Here is a 16,996-nt window from a genome sequence, read left to right as displayed (position 1 = left end):
CGCAAAAAGGCTTAGGACCCGCCATAAAAGGCTGCCCTAAGCCAAACGGTTTACACAGCGAAACAACATACCCTATTATCCGCTTGAAGACCCGAACGGTGATTAAGCCCTCTGAATGATTTTTTTGTCCTCGATTACATATACGGTATCGGCTACGTTCTCGATCAAACGGACATCGTGCGATATGAATATGATCGTTCCCGCATAGTGCATCATCAATTGTTCCAGCGCTTCCACCGCAGGAAGATCCAGAAAATTGCTGGGTTCATCCATCAGCAGGATGTTGTACCGTCCTAACAGCATTTTGGCAAGCTGCAATTTCATGATTTCTCCGCCGCTCAACACGGATAAAGACTTTCTTACGTCCTGTTGAGAAAATCCCATCGATGCCAGAACGGCTCGGATATCCGACACTTCATAATCACTGTCTTCCAACATGAACTCCATAACCCCTTGATCACGGTCAAACTTGTAACCCGTTTGGGCAAAATAGCCGATTTCCGCTTTAGGGGATACGGAAATACCATGCTCACGATGGAGTATCATCTTGAAAAGCGTCGTTTTCCCGGATCCATTCGCGCCGGTGACCGCAATCTTGGCGCCCAATGGAAACTGGAAGGTGGCCTCCTCGAAAATTTCCTTGCCCTCAAACTGTTTGCAAATGTCTTTCCCTGTAATCGGAAACGGATGATGAAGCTCCAAAGCTTTGCTTTGCCGAAAACGGATGGATCGCATGGCTTCAGGAGGTTTCACCTCACCAAGCGCTTGGATTCGATGCTCCATATTTTTAGCGGCATTATGGAGCTTTTTCTGTTTGCTTCCCGTCGATTTTTGATGAGCCAGACGGCCGCCGCCTTCGGAGCTGTTTTTTCGTGAAGCGCCCTTGGCCTTTTGATCCACTTTTCGAGCCTGGCTAAGCTTTTCGGTAATAGCTTTCTCCAGCCGCTCCCGTTCCGCAGTAAATTGCTTATATTTTGCAGCCTGACTATGCCGCTCCTCTTCTTTTTGGCGCAGGTAATCGGAATATCCGCCCCAGTACTCCGTGATTTTTCCCTCATTCAACTCCCAGATCTTATCGACGACTTGGTCAAGGAAATAACGGTCGTGACTGATGATGAGCAAGGCGCCGGAATAATATTTAAGCTGGTGGATCAGAAAGTCTATGCCATCCCGATCCAGGTGACATGTCGGCTCATCGGCAAAAATTCCGTGCACCTCTCCGGAGAGGGCCTGTGCTATTTTTAGCCGTGTTTCTTCACCGCCGCTCATATATTCCGCTTCACAGCTCTCAATTCCCAGCTTGCCGATTAAAGCGTAATCTTGAATCTCCTGTACAATGACATCATCCAATTGGGGAATATAACGGAAGTTGCCTTCCCGAATGACAGTACCTTGGGACAAAGGAATTTCCCCCAGCAAGGCTTTTAGCAGTGTGCTTTTACCTGCTCCGTTCGCGCCTACGAGACCGATTCGGTCATAGTCGTAAAGCTCTAGTCCATCAATGTCCAGTACATCGCGCCCCGAATATTCCACAACCATATCTTTTGCTTTTATCAAAAATCCCATATGGATTCCTCCTTCAAAAATCGCAGTTTCTGTTCGCAGGATCGCCTGCGATTGAAGAAGAGAGGTTTAAATAAAGAAGAACCAATGGATGGATCTCATAAGAATTTGCCTCATTTCATATTTATTTGTCTGAATTTCGGATAGATGGAAGCAGCACGCATAGAACTGCAATTCCTATGATGCATAGCCCAGATAACATAAACCACGTATGAATTCCAATTCGATCAGCAAATATACCCGACACGATTAATCCGATCGGCATGGCGAAGGACATCATGCTGCCCAATAAGCCGAATACACGCCCTAAATACTCAGGTTGAATTTTCTCTTGAATCAGGGCCATCTGTACGCCATTGTAAAACGGGCTTGAAAAGCCCATCAATGCGCTGCACAGAACGAAGATCAGGAAGCCGTGGATCGGCAGCAGGCCGGAAATGAACAAAGCAATTCCCATCAACGATATGGAAAAAATGATGCTCATCGCTCGGTTCTTGAAGCCGCCCCAAACACTAAGCAACAAGCTGCCAATCAACATTCCAAGAGCAAAGACGATTTCTACGATCGAAGCGTGGGTTGCCGTCCCGCCGAAATAGCTCATGCTCATTAAGGGAAACAATGCGTTGATTGGCATAAAGACAAACATATACAGCGCACCAATCCAGAGCAATGCAAACAACCCCTTGGATTCCCGGAAAATACGAAATCCTTCTTTTACTTCCTCGAAAAATTTACCTTTAACATCTTCGACCGCCGTAACTTGCGTCGGGATAGCAACCATGGCCACGGTGGAGCTGGCAATCAATGCACCTAATACATCCATGGCAATAATGGCGTTTAATTCCCATGTTGCATATAGGAAAGCTCCAATAGCTGGGCTTAGAATATAACTCACAGATTGTACCGATTGGCTGTACCCAGCGCATTTCGTTAATTGATCTTCCGGTACCAGCAAAGGCGTTACGGCACTCAAAGCAGGAGTGTGAAAAGCCGTTCCGATACTACGGACAAATAACACGATCATTACGACCCATACTGGTAGATCGATGAAGAATGCGACCATGGCCAAGGCAGCACCAGCGGCTGCTACCATAAGGTCTGCACCGATCATAACCAATTTCCGATTCCATCGGTCAACCAAAACACCGATCATGGTTCCCAAAACGGCTTGAGGCAAAAAACCTACCATGGTTGCCATGGAAAGCACCATAGCTGATCCTGTAGTCTCGGTTAGGTGCCAAATGATAGCCATTTGAAGGACGGCGCTCGTAATTAGTGAAACCGCCTGACCTGCCCAGATCGTAAAGAAATTTCGCTTCCAATTTTGTTGTATCATGTCCATTCTCCCTGTATTTTTTATTGTCCGGTTGTTTTTTGGCAATAAAAAATACAGATTCGAGTCCACAATGGGGCTTAAATCTGCATGAATAACGAGAGAAGATGGCGATACAAAGGCATAGCAAAAAAGCTAACCGTGTCGCAATCTATGTCTACATACGCAGGAAATAAGCAGCTCAAAAAAAGCCCACATTGTGGTTGGAAAATCCGCTTTTTTATTGCCAGCTTATCTTATACGCATGGAATGTAACATAGATCACGAGCCTCCTCATAAATGATACGTTGAATCATAACATCGACTGCCATTACTGTCAATACAGCAGGAGCAACCTACCATAACAAGGAGCGGGGCTGTTCAAAAAGAGTTGACGCAACATGGTTGACTTTGGTTGTAAGGCTGCACAAGCCGACTTATGATATAATTTTTCGTAATTAATATATTTCCATCCTTACCCGGATATCTACGTGATTTGTGAATGAATACTGTACAAAAAAGGAAGTGGATTATATTGGAATTCGACGTGGTTATGCAGGAACTAGAGGCACTCGGCAAGGAACGGATTAAAAAAACCTATATGAGCAATGGTGCACAGGAGCCGCTTTTTGGGGTTGCTACTGGCGCAATGAAGCCGTTAGCAAAGCAAATCAAGAAAAATCAACCTTTAGCAGAGCAGCTATACGCCACCGGCAACTATGACGCAATGTATTTTGCCGGCATTATTGCAGACCCCATGATCATGACGGAAGCCGATTTCGATCGTTGGATGGATCGGGCTTATTTTTATATGCTCTCAGATTATGTGGTTGCCGTGACTTTGGCCGAAACGGAAATGGCTCAAGCTGTTGCCGATAAGTGGATCGCTAGCGGTGAAGAGCTTAAAATGTCGGCAGGCTGGAGCTGCTACTGCTGGCTTTTGGGTAACCGTGCGGACGCTGCATTTGATACCGTCAAGATCGAGAGCATGCTCGAACAGGTGAAAGACAAGATCCACGACTCCCCTGAACGATCGAAATCCGCTATGAACAATTTTATATACACCGTAGGGGTTTCTTATTTGCCAAGCCATGATAAGGCGGTAGAAATCGCGAAGGCCGTCGGCCCAGTCGAAATCAAAAGGGACAAGAAGAAGAGCAGCATCCTGCTGGCTTCCGACAATATTCAAAAAGAGATCGAGAGAGGGAAGATCGGATTTAAACGCAAATATGTAAGGTGTTAGGAACATCTGCAATAGGAAGAATCGAGCTCAATCGAATAGGGACAAAATATAAGCATTCATAAGTCGCGGGTAACGCGGCTTTTTTTGTTTATGGTATCGGCAAGGTTAGCGGCAAGTTATCAACGAATATCCGTAGCGCCCCATTACTTACTATAATTACCAAGATAATCTATACATCATATTTAATTTGTTAATTTTTATGTAACCGCTGTCATCCTATAATTTGTTTAGAAAGGAGGTAAAAGTAAAAAAAGAGAATCATTCGACATTCGGTTGTACAGAGCAAACACAAAAGAGGAGGTAGATTATGATTAAGTTTAGTAAAAAGGTAATGACGCTGGTGCTGGCAGCTTCCATGAGTTTTGGTTTGTTTGCAACAACCTCAAACGCAGCGACGGACTACTGGCAGAATTGGACCGATGGCGGCGGAACGGTCAATGCCGTTAACGGCTCCGGAGGCAATTACAGCGTAACGTGGCAAAATACCGGGAATTTCGTTGTCGGCAAAGGCTGGAATACCGGATCGCCGAACCGGACGATTAACTACAATGCCGGCGTCTGGGCGCCGTCCGGCAACGGGTATTTGACGCTCTACGGCTGGACGAGAAACTCGCTGATCGAATATTACGTCGTTGACAGCTGGGGGACTTACCGGCCTACCGGAACGCATAAAGGCACTGTAACCAGCGATGGGGGCACCTATGACATCTATACAACGATGCGATACAACGCGCCCTCGATTGACGGCACACAAACATTTGCCCAGTATTGGAGCGTTCGGCAATCGAAGAGAGCTACAGGCGTAAACTCCAGCATCACGTTCAGCAACCACGTGAACGCATGGGCAAGCAAAGGAATGAATCTGGGAAGCAGCTGGTCTTACCAGGTGTTAGCGACAGAGGGCTATCAAAGCAGCGGGAGCTCCAACGTAACGGTGTGGTAATCAACCATCAATCATAAGTAAGCCGTCATCCTAACCAATCCGTTATCCGGATGCGTTGCAGGCCGTTCTCTGTTTGAGCAGCGGCCTTCGACGTTGCCGGAGGCGAGTTGCAGACCGGGGCATGACTTATTGGTTCTATCGGTTCTTCTATCAGCTTAAAGGAGATCTATCCATGAGAAAGCTATGCTTGTTTCTTTTTATAGCAGCAATGCTTGTGATCGGCGCTTGTTCGCAGGATAAACCTGATAAGAAGGAAGATCTTGTGTTCGTAGAAGGGGGGCCTATTAAGAACAACAAGTCCAACTACGCTGGACAAAGCGTGTCGGTATCGAGCTTTTATATCGGCAAATATGAGGTCACTCAAAAAGAGTGGGAGGAAGTCATGGGGAGCAATCCCTCGGAATTCGTAGGGGATCAATTGCCGGTTGAAATGGTGAGTTGGTATGACGTTGTGGAGTACTGCAATCGAAGAAGCATACAGGAAGGATTCGAACCGTATTACAACATCCACAAGGATGAAAAAGACGCAAATAATAAGAATGATAATGATCATATCAAATGGACCGTAACGATCAATGAGGGAGCTGACGGCTACCGGCTGCCTACTGAAGCGGAGTGGGAATATGCTGCAAGCGGTGGCCAGGCGAGCAAGGGTTACGCATACAGCGGAAGCCATAATGCCGACGAGGTTGCATGGTATTGGAGAAACGCCGGAGATCAGTACTTATCCGGAGATTGGAACTGGCCCGTCATCGAGAACAACCATAATCAAACCAAATCGATCGGCACCCAGAAGCCCAACGAGTTAGGCATATACGATATGTCAGGCAACGTTAGGGAGTGGTGCTGGGACTGGTACGGCGACTCGAACAGCCAGAGCGGCATCTTTCGGGTGGTGAAGGGCGGCGGCTGGATCGGCGACGTCAGCAACAACGAGATCTCGTTCCGAGGCAAATTCGATGCCAATGGCTTTGGCCCGGACCAAGGGTTTCGGGTCGTTCGCGGAGCGTAGTCAAGGAGCCAGCCGTTCCGATTTTAATCGTATTGATTCTTTACTCCCCATTCGCATAACCCTTCCAAAACGGGTAATAGCGTTACCGCTTTATCCGTGAGGCTATACTCGACTTTAGGGGGGACTTGAGGGTATTCTTTCCGTTTCACGAGTCCATCCGCCTCCAATTCCTTAAGCTGCGAACTCAATGTTTTGTAAGTAATGGCGCCGATCTGTCTCTTCAGATCATTGAAGCGGACCGTTTGGTTTTCTGCAAGAAGGTAGATAATGACCATTTTCCATTTGCCGCCGATCACGGACACCGTATAACCAAAAGGCGTATCTTGAATATTCTTAACTTTACCTTTAAATTCAGCCATGCTCATATCTACACTATCCTTTCGGGTAGTACCTTTCAAATAAGTGCGTACTACTTTTTTATTTGTGCTCAGTCTATACTAACCTTACTTTGAAGTAAAGGAGACAACAGCATGACTAAAAAAACGAAAACGATACGCCTGTTAATGCCGCAATGGCAAGGGGGGAACAACCCCAACTACTCTTTTGGTGCCGAACTGCTTGCTTGGCTGGCTCCGGATAATGATCAACCCCTTATCCATGTTCCCGTCCAAACCTATGATGGAACGCCTCTTGTAAACGAGAACGGTATGAATGGCAGAACACAGCTGCTCGAACAGTTAAAGGCGGCTCATCATCTTATCCATGCACATAAGCCGGATCGCATTGTCATGTTTGGCGGTGATTGCTTGGTCGAACAAGCTCCTTTTGCCTATTTGAACGAACGATACGACGGGGAGTTAGGTTTAATCTGGATCGATGCTCACAGTGATTTGGTGAGGTATGTAGGCTATGACAACGGGCATACGGTACCGCTTGGGAATCTGTTGGGAGAAGGGGATGAGGAGTTTGCCAAACATGTGAACATCCCTCTAAAACCCGAAAACGTCTTTATTGCAGGATTAGCAACGCCTACCGAACAAGAAGCCAAGGTGATCTCGGAAGGATTCCAAAAGCTAGGCATCGGTTTTGCGGAGCTGGACACAGACATGATTCAGAGGCTGGGCATTCGAACTGCTGGCACCGAGGAGTTGAAGAACAGTACTGCGCCTATTAAAGCGTGGATTAAAGAACGCGGCATTAAGCACCTGGCCATTCACCTCGATCTGGACGTGCTTGATCCCAAGGCATTCCGGTCTTTGCTGTTCGCCAATCCTGAAGAACCCTTCAATTTATCTCCCCAGGGAACCATGCAATTGCCGCAGCTGCTTCATCTGCTGAAAGAACTGTCTGAAGAGACCGATGTCGTGGGTTTAGGGATCACGGAGCATCTGCCATGGGATTCTATTTATTTGAAGAAACTGCTGGGTGAAATGCCTATTTTAAATAACTAAAAGCCACTAACCGTTTTATCATAGATGGATCATACGGGACAGAAGTCGCAATGATCAAAAAGGAGGTTTCCTGCAGCGCTTAATAGGAAACCTCCTGTCTCGATCATTCAAACCCAATCGCCGAAAATCGCGCGGGCTTTGTTCCAATCGACGCCCATGCTGCCTTGCCAGCCAGCCCAAGGCATCTCCATGTCGGAACGGCCCTTGGTGTTGTCCAGTGCAAACTCGGCATGGATGATTGTTGCTGTGTCCGTCCAGCGGTCCGGAGCGAGCTCCAGGATGCGGTTGGGGAGCACGCCCACCCTAGCTAGCGCCTGGAGCATGCCACGGCGAATGCCCGCGTGACCCTTCAAGATTTTTTCGCCGGTTAACCGCTTCTCATACTGCCCTGGCGTTTCGCCAGCCTCGGCCCGGTCCAAGCTCTGCAGCAGCTTTCTGAAGGCGTGCTTGTCATTGTCCGTTGCCTCAACGGGCTCTTGCTCCAGCAGTTCGACCAACTCGGCCATATCCACGTATGCGCCGAAGCTTGACCCGCTGTAATTGTTGCCCAAATGCATCGCGTAACGTATGTAAGACAGATTGTCCCAGCCTTCATGGCTGTGGCTGAAGCCACAGACCTTGCAAGCCCGAAGCCATTCGGGTTCCTCGTAAGCGTGGGGGCGTGCATGAATCATGGCGTGATAACTGGCCAGCGTGGATATGCCTCGGGGCCAGCTTCCACCCACCCCTGCAACAAAGGCATTGCCAATGCTGGACCAGGTCAAGCGAACGTTCGAACGCAGCTCGATCAGTCGGCCCATGATTTCGTCATGCCGAATATACTGCGGATCGTTTGCGACCCATCCGCTGGCCTCCAACAGCTCCTGCTCTGCCGCAGTAAGTGTTTCTGTATTATATATGCTTACTTCACGCTCCCTGTCATAGTTGTAATTGGTATGATGGTACAGCCTTTTCAACATGCGCATTTGTTTGTTGTCCATGGAAGCTCCTTTCATTCGACGGGGGTTGCACCCGCTCTTCAGGTAACGACGGGTTGTCCATATTCCATTATAAACGGAACAAGCAGCGTAGGACATGCGTTTAAAGGACCAAGCAGAATTGAGCGATAGATGAGCGATCCAATGAGCTTCTCAATGCCATGAAGGTCCTGGGCTTCGCGCGAGTAAAACACGTGGTGTTGTGCATCTTATTTTCATGAATGAACCAAGCCGGGGAATGACAATATAAGATGGTAGTATACATCTCTGTTTCCAAAGGAGGATATCTGTCATGGCTCACCAGAAGAGAAGGAAAGAAGCTGCCTGGAAGTCGCGTAAGCAAGAACAGCATCCCCATGGTAAAATCAAATCGCTCAAGGAACTGTCCAGCGAATAGGTTGGAGAGCATACTACTTGGAAATCAAAAGACTGCCCGGTGAAAGGTACCGGCAGTCTTTTTTATCCTCAACAATCCTTTCCACGACGTTTGTTTGTTCTTCTGATCATGGTTGCACTAGTAAGTCTAGATTAGATATGACATAAGGTAATGGTGAACTCGTAAAAAAGTGACTTGACACTGGAGTTTACTCCAATGTTATTTTGAATGCATGAAACCATTATATTCAATACAAGAAGTTTCGCAAATCCTTGGAATCCCCAAGGATACACTTCGCTACTATGACCGAATTGGAATCGTATCGCCGGCCCGGGAAGACAATCGGTACCGCAGGTATTCGAGGAGGGACCTCATGGATTTGATGAATATTCAAATCCTGCAGTTTGCTGACTTGTCGCTGAACGAAATCAAGGAGAAGTTTCGATTCCACGGCATGGAGGAGGTTGACCCAGCAGAATGCCTGAAGGTAGCTTCGTTCCTTGATGCCAAGAATGCGGAAACGCGCGAGAAGATTGCTCATCTGGAAAAGGTCAGTCAATTGCTTGAGTTAGCAGCCGAAACGCTAAGGGACCTTAATCATGAAAGCGACCGGCGGCTGGCAGTGTTCGTTCGCGAGATTTACCAAACGATTCGCAGGAAGGAGAATGGAATATCCGAGGAGGGATGTCTTGGACATGAAGATTAAGAATCCATATTATTTAATTGCCGGTATTCTTGCCGTACTATTTGCCATTACGCATGCTTGGAACGGACAATCCGCTGTACTGCCGACACTTCACGCGAGCGAGATCGCCTTGGATTCCGAGATCATATTCACGTATGTCTGGCATATCATCACAGCGGAGAATCTGGTCTTCGGTATCGCGTTCATTTGCATGGCATTCCAAGGCGAACGATCGAAAATCCAGGCCGTTGCATGGATGATTGTATCGCTGCTGATCGTACGACTGATGGTCATTTTAGGCATAACGGCAGTTCAAAATGTTTCGTCATTAACGGACACGGTAGTCGATTCGGTTGCGATCGTAATCTATGTCATCTTCATCCTGTTGGGCATTAAAATGAAATCAAAAGAGCCCAAGGATTCAACGCTACTGTCAAGTAAGCGCTAGTGAAAGATTACCATAATGAGAGAGGTCCATGGGTTTTGTTGAACATGATTCCAGTATCCTTTGATGATATCAATCGATGTAAAGCAGCCGGCCCAAAGGCCGGCTGTAGTTATCAGCCATATCGTGTAGTTATAATAATGAAGCAGATTCCGGCCCTGATGTGGCCCCGAGCATATCGATCCGTGTTCGATCAATAGATGTTACCTTCAGCCCCCAAAATGTGGTTTGGTGTTTTGGATTGCCGAATAATGCGAAGCGTTTTGTTTCAAAATAGCATAATCTATACAATTTTTTTTATTATGATGCCTAATGAATGAAACGAGACATTACTTGACAACGTAATAACGACAGGGAGCAGCGGTGCAATCAAAATTCATTAGTTGAAACGTGGAGCTTGAAAGCAACAAATGGGTCCTGAACATTCTAACATAAGAGAGGGGAAGTACCGTTGGAATCACTTTGGTTGGAGTATGCCTGGGCATTACTGATTCTTATCGGTTTGGAAGGTTTATTATCGGCGGATAATGCCCTTGTGCTGGCGGTCATCGCGAAGCACTTACCGGAGGAACAAAAGAAGAAAGCCATCAATTACGGAATCATCATGGCCTTTGTATTTCGCTTCGCCGCCCTGTTTGCGATATCGTTTATCGCGAACGTCTGGCAAATACAGGCGATTGGAGCGGCTTATCTCCTATACCTCGGATTAAAGCACATCATCAAAGCCCGTTTCGGCAAGGAAAACAAAAATATTCGCGAGGACATAAAGAAAGATGCCGCGGGAAAAGGCTTTTGGCCGACCGTTGGAAAGATTGCGGTTGCGGATCTCGCGTTTGCGATTGATTCCATTCTTGCTGCTGTGGCTCTGGCACTGGGCCTCCCGGATTCGCCGCTACCGGATTTCGGCGGGATGGACGGAGGACAATTCCTGGTTGTCGTGCTTGGCGGGATCGCAGGGCTTGTCCTGATCAAATTCGCGGCCACGTGGTTTGTGAAGCTGCTTGCTCAACGGCCGGCACTGGAGACCACGGCATATGCCATCGTGGCATGGGTCGGCGTCAAGCTCGCTGTGATCACCCTGGCCCATGAAGATATTGGCGTGTTGGCTCATCATTTCCCGCACAGCACAGGCTGGACCGTCGTTTTCTACGGGGTCTTGGTCGCGATCGCCCTTCTCGGTTGGTTTGCCCCCTCGAATAAAAGGCACACTCAACCTGATCCGCTTTAGGTTGACCTAAGTAAACGAGGCAGTGGAATCGAATTCCACTGCCTCGTTTTATACTTTTCCGATCATAAAAATCCCGAGCCCGATGGATTGACATGACACCAAATGGTGACCTATAATCAAAATGTCACTAAATGGTGTCCAATTATTGAAAATATCGAAAAAGTAGAAATTCAGCACCGAGGAACAGCTTATCCATGATAGGGTTACACTTTGATCAGACGGACACAACTCCATTTCATGGACGCGTGGCAGGATAAGGGCTTTAAGTTTGCCGTTTATTTGCTGCTTCGATTCGCAAGGACTCGCCCCGCGAACGCTCGTCCGCAGGGCCGCACTCTATAGGGATGGAAAATGAACGGCTGTCCCTCGGCAGTAATATGGAGGAGAGGGTGTTGTGAACGAGAACTACCAGTCTCGCGATGTGTTTAACGCCATTGCAGACCCGACCAGGCGCCAGCTGATCCATCTGTTGGCGGAAGCCGACGAGCTGCCGCTGCATGAGCTAACGGCACAGTTTCCCATGGGCCGTACTGCGGTGTCCAAGCATTTAACAATACTTAAGGAAGCCGATCTGGTACATGACCGAAAAGTCGGCAGAGAAACGCGTTTCAGGCTTAACGCCTCGCCACTCCGAGAGGTTCAAGATTGGGTGTCTTTTTACAACAAGTACTGGAATGCCAACATGCTGCGTTTAAGCCAGCTATTAGAGGAGGAAGATGAATGAGCTTAACACTGTCTATGGATTTTCCGTTCAAGACATCGATCGAGAAGCTGTGGTTAGCCATCACGGATTCAAACCAGCTTACCAAGTGGATCACGGAAAATGATTTTAAACCCGTCGTAGGGCACCGATTTCAGTTTCGCCATGAGCCATCAGAATGGTGGGATGGGATTGTTGAAGGCGAAGTGCTTATCGTGGACGAGCCGAATCTTCTATCCTATACCTGGGCCACCGGTGAGGAAAGACATACGGTTACCTTGACGCTGCAGGATTTAGGAGGCGGAAAGGTTAACCTCCATCTCGAACAAATCGGATTTTCCAACGTTCATGGGCTCGAGGGGGCTAAGCATGGATGGAGTGCATGGGTCGCCAAGCTTGAAAAGGCATTGGCAGATTAACCCTATCCATATTACGTACCACACCCAAGCGCTAAATGAATAGAGGACGTTCATTGAACCTGCCGGCCCGCATCGATATCACCGGCTGCATGCTGCTTGCAGCCGGTTTAAGTCTTGGACGAATCATTTGAAAAATTGCTTAAATCACCCATATCGGAAGGATGTTATGCATGAGCGAAACAAATCAGGAGTATATCGTGCTCTCGGGTGCGAGGGAAAACAATCTTAAGAACGTATCCCTGCGCATTCCCAAGCGGAAGATCACGATTTTCACCGGTGTATCCGGATCCGGCAAATCGTCGATTGTCTTCGATACGATCGCCGCAGAATCCACGCGACTGCTGAATGAGAACTTCAGCATGTTCGTTCGTACGTTCCTGCCCCGCGTTCCCCAGCCGGATACGGACGCAATCGAGAATCTGAGCATGGCCGTTATCGTGGATCAGAAGCGGCTTGGCGGCGGTTCCCATTCCACGATGGGCACCATTACCGATATTTCTCCCATTCTCCGTCTTTTATTCTCCCGAGTGGGTCAGCCCCATATCGGACCCGCGCATCTATTCTCCTTCAACGATCCGCAAGGCATGTGCCCGGAATGCAACGGAATCGGTCGCAAACTTGGCGTCGACATGAGCAAGGCGGTGGACATGACCAAGTCGCTAAATGAAGGCGCGTTGATGCTGCCGGACTATTCGGTGAACGGCTGGGAGTGGAACATGATACTGCAATCGGGCGATTTTGATCCGGACAAAAAGCTGAGCGATTATTCCGATGAGGAATTGGAGCATCTCCTGTATGCCAAGGCAAGAAAAGTGAAGATGGATTTCGCCGGTAAGGCAACGAACATTACGGTGGAAGGCGTCATTGAGAAGTTCACCAACAAATACATCAAGCAGGATGTGAAAACGAAGTCCGAACGCACGCAGAAAGCCGTGATGCCATTTATCACGGAGGGTCCGTGCCCCAGCTGCCTTGGCGCAAGACTCAGCCAAGCGACGCTAAGCTGCAAAATCAATGGACTCCACATTGCGGAGATGTCCGCCATGGAAGTGGGCCAACTGATCCGCGTTATACGCGAGATCGATGATCCGATCGCGGGACCGATCATCAAATCGTTAACGGAGCGTCTGCAGCATCTGGTGGATATCGGCTTGGATTACTTGACGCTGGACCGCGAGACGGATACCTTATCGGGCGGCGAGTCGCAGCGCGTCAAAATGGTCAAGCATCTGAGCGGCAGCCTCGTGGATGTCACTTACATCTTCGACGAGCCCAGCGTTGGCTTGCATCCCCGCGATGTACACAGGTTAAATGAACTGCTTCAGAAGCTGTGCGACAAGGGCAACACCGTGATTGTCGTTGAGCATGATCCCGATGTGATCAAGGTGGCGGACCATATCGTCGACGTTGGGCCTTACGCCGGCAGCCGCGGCGGTACCATCGTATATGAGGGAAGCTACTCCGGACTTCTGGAGTCTGCTACTTTAACAGGGACCCATATGAAGCGGCCGCTCCAGTTGAAGCACGACTGCAGGCAGCCATCGGGCAAGCTGCCCATCAAGGATGCCACACTGCACAATCTAATGAACGTGAGCGTTGATATTCCGACCGGAGTGCTGACCGTTGTTACGGGTGTCGCCGGCTCGGGCAAAAGCACCCTGATCAACGAAGTATTTCTCAGCCAGCATCCGGATGCAATCGTCATCGATCAATCGGCGGTAGGCGTATCCACGCGCTCGAATCCTGCCACTTACACGGGCATAATGGATGATGTTCGTAAAGCATTTGCTTCGGCGAACAAGGTGAACCAGGGTTTGTTCAGCTTCAACTCGAAGGGAGCCTGCGAGAACTGCCAAGGGCTTGGCGTATTGTATACGGACCTTTCCTTCCTCGACAGCGTAAAGCTGCCATGCGATGTGTGCGGGGGGAGACGCTTCAAGGATGAGGTACTCGAGTACAAACTGAACGGCAAGTCGATTGCCGAAGTGCTGGAGATGACGGTGGAGCAGGCACTGGACTTTTTTGAACTCAAAGAGGTTGTTCGCAAGCTTCAGGCCATGAGCGATGTGGGATTGAACTATATTACGCTCGGCCAGCCGCTCAGCACGCTCTCGGGCGGGGAGTGCCAGCGCATCAAGCTGGCAAGCGAGCTGCATAAGAAAGGCAGCATTTACGTGATGGACGAGCCGACCACCGGTCTTCATATGTCGGATATCGGCCACCTGCTGGAGATCATGAACCGTCTTGTGGACGCAGGCAATACGGTAATTGTCATCGAGCATAACCTCGAGGTGATCAGCCAAGCGGACTGGATCATCGACATGGGACCGGACGGAGGCAGCAAGGGCGGACAAGTGGTGTTTGAGGGCACGCCGGCGCAGATCACTCAAGCGGAGCAGTCGATTACGGGAAGATACTTGATGTAACGAGGGGTGAGATCATGGGTTTTATTAAAGATTTTCTGTCCATAATCCAAAAGCGGGAATTGATATTTATAGAGAGCAGCAAAGAATCGGAAGGCGTGTACACTTTTTCGTTCGAAAAAGGACCAGATTTAACATGGAAAGCAGGGCAATACGGTTTGTTCAGCATTACGCATAAAACCATGAAGAATGCTACAAAGCCATTCAGCATCAGTTCTGTTCCCACAGAGAACGTTGTTAACATAACAACGCGCATCGGGGATAACCCGAGCGAATTCAAGAAGGCGCTGCTGGAATTAAAACCAGGCATGCATATGAAAATGAGCGGTCCTGTAGGGTCCTTTCATTTGGATTCTCAAAGTCCCTCGCTCCTGATCGCGGCCGGAATCGGAATGACGCCTTTTCGGTCAATTTTAAAACAAATAACGGCAGCCGGGAATGGTGAGTTGAAACCCATACAACTTCTCTATATGGATAGCAAGAAGTCCTATCTATATAAAGATGAACTTGATGCAATAGCCAGCCATCCTTCGATCCAGGTATCTTATCTTGATTCAAGAAATGATTTAGATCAGGAAATCGATAAGTTCATCGCCCAGCATAAGGATCATGGCAAGTATTTGGTCGCTGGGCCGAAATCCATGGTGGAGTCGGTTACTGCGTACTTGCAAAGTAAGGGTGTGTCCAAGCGGAATATCAAAAAGGATGCTTTTTTTGGATATTAGCAATTGATTTTTACTGATCGTAAAGAGCGGAATCCATGATTATAGAGAAATCGTGGATAGAGAACTAGCTTAAGCATTATCGCTACATGGATGGCGTCATTTATAGAAGGAGGAAACAACATGGAGGTTTTTGCAGATTTTTTAGCGAAAATCGATAACCCGCAGCATCGGGCGAGAACCGAAGAAGTTTTGGGGTGGGTCGCTGAGAAATTTCCGAATCTGATTCCTAAAATTGCGTGGAATCAGCCAATGTTCACCGACCACGGCACATTTATCATTGGCTTTAGCGTAGCCAAACCTCACTTGGCGGTTGCCCCTGAAAAGGCAGGGATACATCAATTTTCGGATGAAATCGTCCAGGCCGGCTATGATCACACCAAGGAGCTTGTCCGTATTCGGTGGGATCGTCCGGTTGATTTCTCATTGCTGGAGAGAATGATCGAGTTTAATATGCTGGATAAGGCAAACTGTACGACGTTTTGGCGCTGAGAAAAAAGCATCTGCCCGTAGAAACGGGTAGACGAAACTTTACTGAGCACAAATAGTTGCGCTGCGATGCCATAGCAAAACTATACTTTGGTTGAGAGGAGGGAACCAGATGGATTGGCTTATGAGGATGAATCGGGCATTGGATTACATCGAGATGAATTTATCCGAAGAAATTGAATTGGCTGAAGTGGCTCGTAAAGCTTGCTGTTCGTCACATCAGTTTAAGAGAATGTTCTCGTTCATAACGAATGTGACACTTGCGGAATATATTCGGCGAAGACGTCTCACCCTTGCGGCTTTTGAATTGCAGAATAGCGACGCTAAAGTCATTGATATTGCCCTGAAATACGGTTATGAATCACCGGTTTCTTTTGCGCGGGCTTTTCAAATGCTGCATGGTGTCAATCCAGCAATAGCTCGTCAAGAAGGGACCGCTCTAAAGGCCTATCCTCGGATTTCCTTCCTCATTTCAATCAAAGGGGCAGAGGCTATGAATTATCGTATTGAAACGAAGGAAGCCTTACAGATCTTTGGAATCGAAAGAGTGTTTCCAATAAACGGAGATGGCGAAGCGGTGGCTTCGCCCGCAGAATTCTGGAAGGAAAGCCATGCTAATGGCGAGGTTGAAAGACTTGCTGTCCATGCAGGCGACTTGCCTTCTTTTTTAAACAAGGATTTATATAAAGTACATGCGGTTTGCAGTTACAGAAAAACGGAAAATGACTCTTTTCCGTACATGTTGTGCGCATTTAAAAGTGACTCCAGTGATACAAACGGATACACAAACATAACGATACCCGCGCATACTTGGGCTGTTTTTTCATCGGATCCATTCACATGGGACAGCTTTGATGAGATCATTGAGACGTTATATCGACGATTCTTCTCAGAGTGGCTTCCTACGGCGGGATATGAACAAGTCGATGGAATGGAATTTGAAATCTACGGCGGTAGAGACGGTCTTAATTACGTTGAACTATGGTTCGCTGTAAGAAAGATAGCTTAAATTTAATTTCTAAGCTGTCATTAAGGAAATAATGGATCGAGAAGAGACAACATATTATG

18 protein-coding genes are annotated in these 16,996 nt (G+C 48.0%); 14 read left to right on the top strand and 4 right to left on the bottom strand.

Features of this window, described 5'->3' with window-relative positions:
* Positions 1 to 102: 102 nt before the first annotated feature.
* Together MHI43_RS18025 and MHI43_RS18020 are read right to left on the bottom strand one after the other, a co-directional pair.
* Positions 103 to 1,566, bottom strand: a complete 1,464-nt coding sequence (locus tag MHI43_RS18025; protein ID WP_015735751.1) for an Msr family ABC-F type ribosomal protection protein — start codon at positions 1,564 to 1,566, stop codon at positions 103 to 105.
* Positions 1,567 to 1,687: 121 nt separating this feature from the next.
* Positions 1,688 to 2,899 carry an MFS transporter gene (locus tag MHI43_RS18020; protein WP_015735750.1) on the bottom strand — a complete coding sequence of 404 codons (1,212 nt, stop codon included), beginning with the start codon at positions 2,897 to 2,899 and terminating at the stop codon, positions 1,688 to 1,690.
* Positions 2,900 to 3,410: 511 nt separating this feature from the next.
* Here MHI43_RS18020 and MHI43_RS18015 point away from each other — a divergent pair.
* From MHI43_RS18015 to MHI43_RS18005, 3 genes are all read left to right on the top strand, one after another.
* Positions 3,411 to 4,118, top strand: coding sequence for a DNA alkylation repair protein (locus MHI43_RS18015; protein WP_036660786.1), 708 nt, complete (start codon positions 3,411 to 3,413; stop codon positions 4,116 to 4,118).
* Positions 4,119 to 4,425: 307 nt separating this feature from the next.
* On the top strand, positions 4,426 to 5,061 hold the full coding sequence (locus MHI43_RS18010) for a glycoside hydrolase family 11 protein (RefSeq protein WP_009592475.1): 636 nt from the start codon (positions 4,426 to 4,428) through the stop codon (positions 5,059 to 5,061).
* Positions 5,062 to 5,233: 172 nt separating this feature from the next.
* Positions 5,234 to 6,073, top strand: a complete 840-nt coding sequence (locus MHI43_RS18005) for an SUMF1/EgtB/PvdO family nonheme iron enzyme (protein ID WP_015735747.1) — start codon at positions 5,234 to 5,236, stop codon at positions 6,071 to 6,073.
* A gap of 23 nt (positions 6,074 to 6,096) precedes the next feature.
* On the opposite strand, the gene MHI43_RS18000 is transcribed toward MHI43_RS18005, so the two are convergent.
* A complete protein-coding gene (locus MHI43_RS18000; RefSeq protein WP_015735746.1) occupies positions 6,097 to 6,438 on the bottom strand; it encodes a helix-turn-helix domain-containing protein in 342 nt (113 codons plus the stop codon).
* Between the two features lie 105 nt (positions 6,439 to 6,543).
* Between MHI43_RS18000 and MHI43_RS17995 the strand changes: the two genes are divergently transcribed.
* A complete protein-coding gene (locus tag MHI43_RS17995) occupies positions 6,544 to 7,464 on the top strand; it encodes an arginase family protein (RefSeq protein WP_015735745.1) in 921 nt (306 codons plus the stop codon).
* Positions 7,465 to 7,571: 107 nt separating this feature from the next.
* On the opposite strand, the gene MHI43_RS17990 is transcribed toward MHI43_RS17995, so the two are convergent.
* On the bottom strand, positions 7,572 to 8,444 hold the full coding sequence (locus tag MHI43_RS17990; protein ID WP_036660783.1) for a hypothetical protein: 873 nt from the start codon (positions 8,442 to 8,444) through the stop codon (positions 7,572 to 7,574).
* A gap of 289 nt (positions 8,445 to 8,733) precedes the next feature.
* Here MHI43_RS17990 and MHI43_RS17985 point away from each other — a divergent pair, with 289 nt between their 5' ends.
* From MHI43_RS17985 to MHI43_RS17940, 10 genes are all read left to right on the top strand, one after another.
* Positions 8,734 to 8,838 carry a DUF6254 family protein gene (locus MHI43_RS17985; RefSeq protein WP_015735743.1) on the top strand — a complete coding sequence of 35 codons (105 nt, stop codon included), beginning with the start codon at positions 8,734 to 8,736 and terminating at the stop codon, positions 8,836 to 8,838.
* A gap of 211 nt (positions 8,839 to 9,049) precedes the next feature.
* Positions 9,050 to 9,523 carry a MerR family transcriptional regulator gene (locus tag MHI43_RS17980; protein WP_036660781.1) on the top strand — a complete coding sequence of 158 codons (474 nt, stop codon included), beginning with the start codon at positions 9,050 to 9,052 and terminating at the stop codon, positions 9,521 to 9,523.
* Positions 9,513 to 9,950, top strand: a complete 438-nt coding sequence (locus tag MHI43_RS17975) for a hypothetical protein (RefSeq protein ID WP_036660779.1) — start codon at positions 9,513 to 9,515, stop codon at positions 9,948 to 9,950. Before MHI43_RS17980 ends, MHI43_RS17975 begins: the two co-directional genes overlap by 11 nt.
* 448 nt (positions 9,951 to 10,398) lie before the next feature.
* Entirely contained in the window at positions 10,399 to 11,175 is a 777-nt protein-coding gene (locus MHI43_RS17970; protein WP_009592465.1) for a TerC family protein, read from the top strand.
* Between the two features lie 394 nt (positions 11,176 to 11,569).
* On the top strand, positions 11,570 to 11,899 hold the full coding sequence (locus MHI43_RS17965; protein WP_036660777.1) for a metalloregulator ArsR/SmtB family transcription factor: 330 nt from the start codon (positions 11,570 to 11,572) through the stop codon (positions 11,897 to 11,899).
* Complete coding sequence (locus MHI43_RS17960) at positions 11,896 to 12,294, top strand: SRPBCC domain-containing protein (RefSeq protein ID WP_036660776.1); 399 nt, start codon at positions 11,896 to 11,898, stop codon at positions 12,292 to 12,294. Before MHI43_RS17965 ends, MHI43_RS17960 begins: the two co-directional genes overlap by 4 nt.
* A gap of 170 nt (positions 12,295 to 12,464) precedes the next feature.
* Positions 12,465 to 14,720 (top strand): excinuclease ABC subunit UvrA, encoded by a 2,256-nt coding sequence (locus MHI43_RS17955; protein ID WP_036660774.1) that lies wholly within the window; start codon positions 12,465 to 12,467, stop codon positions 14,718 to 14,720.
* Between the two features lie 14 nt (positions 14,721 to 14,734).
* On the top strand, positions 14,735 to 15,442 hold the full coding sequence (locus MHI43_RS17950; protein WP_036660772.1) for an FAD-dependent oxidoreductase: 708 nt from the start codon (positions 14,735 to 14,737) through the stop codon (positions 15,440 to 15,442).
* Positions 15,443 to 15,562: 120 nt separating this feature from the next.
* Positions 15,563 to 15,931 (top strand): iron chaperone, encoded by a 369-nt coding sequence (locus tag MHI43_RS17945; RefSeq protein ID WP_015735736.1) that lies wholly within the window; start codon positions 15,563 to 15,565, stop codon positions 15,929 to 15,931.
* Between the two features lie 109 nt (positions 15,932 to 16,040).
* Entirely contained in the window at positions 16,041 to 16,937 is an 897-nt protein-coding gene (locus MHI43_RS17940; RefSeq protein WP_015735735.1) for an effector binding domain-containing protein, read from the top strand.
* The last annotated feature ends 59 nt before the right edge of the window (positions 16,938 to 16,996 follow it).

The sequence above is a fragment of the Paenibacillus sp. FSL H8-0457 genome, assembly GCF_038051935.1.
Classification (GTDB): Bacteria; Bacillota; Bacilli; order Paenibacillales; family Paenibacillaceae; genus Paenibacillus_AQ; species Paenibacillus_AQ lautus_A.
The sequence above is the reverse complement of the archived record's forward strand: the minus strand, read 5'-3'. Positions and strand labels throughout refer to the sequence as shown.

Excerpts from the sequence above, each read along its gene's own strand:
- MHI43_RS18025 (WP_015735751.1), bottom strand. The coding sequence starts at position 1,566 with ATGGGATTTTTGATAAAAGCAAAAGATATGGTTGTGGAATATTCGGGG.
- MHI43_RS18020 (WP_015735750.1), bottom strand. The coding sequence starts at position 2,899 with ATGATACAACAAAATTGGAAGCGAAATTTCTTTACGATCTGGGCAGGT.
- MHI43_RS18010 (WP_009592475.1), top strand. The coding sequence starts at position 4,426 with ATGATTAAGTTTAGTAAAAAGGTAATGACGCTGGTGCTGGCAGCTTCC.
- MHI43_RS18005 (WP_015735747.1), top strand. The coding sequence starts at position 5,234 with ATGAGAAAGCTATGCTTGTTTCTTTTTATAGCAGCAATGCTTGTGATC.
- MHI43_RS18000 (WP_015735746.1), bottom strand. The coding sequence starts at position 6,438 with ATGAGCATGGCTGAATTTAAAGGTAAAGTTAAGAATATTCAAGATACG.
- MHI43_RS17995 (WP_015735745.1), top strand. The coding sequence starts at position 6,544 with ATGACTAAAAAAACGAAAACGATACGCCTGTTAATGCCGCAATGGCAA.
- MHI43_RS17990 (WP_036660783.1), bottom strand. The coding sequence starts at position 8,444 with ATGGACAACAAACAAATGCGCATGTTGAAAAGGCTGTACCATCATACC.
- MHI43_RS17985 (WP_015735743.1), top strand. The coding sequence starts at position 8,734 with ATGGCTCACCAGAAGAGAAGGAAAGAAGCTGCCTGGAAGTCGCGTAAG.
- MHI43_RS17980 (WP_036660781.1), top strand. The coding sequence starts at position 9,050 with ATGAAACCATTATATTCAATACAAGAAGTTTCGCAAATCCTTGGAATC.
- MHI43_RS17975 (WP_036660779.1), top strand. The coding sequence starts at position 9,513 with ATGAAGATTAAGAATCCATATTATTTAATTGCCGGTATTCTTGCCGTA.
- MHI43_RS17960 (WP_036660776.1), top strand. The coding sequence starts at position 11,896 with ATGAGCTTAACACTGTCTATGGATTTTCCGTTCAAGACATCGATCGAG.
- MHI43_RS17955 (WP_036660774.1), top strand. The coding sequence starts at position 12,465 with ATGAGCGAAACAAATCAGGAGTATATCGTGCTCTCGGGTGCGAGGGAA.
- MHI43_RS17950 (WP_036660772.1), top strand. The coding sequence starts at position 14,735 with ATGGGTTTTATTAAAGATTTTCTGTCCATAATCCAAAAGCGGGAATTG.
- MHI43_RS17945 (WP_015735736.1), top strand. The coding sequence starts at position 15,563 with ATGGAGGTTTTTGCAGATTTTTTAGCGAAAATCGATAACCCGCAGCAT.
- MHI43_RS17940 (WP_015735735.1), top strand. The coding sequence starts at position 16,041 with ATGGATTGGCTTATGAGGATGAATCGGGCATTGGATTACATCGAGATG.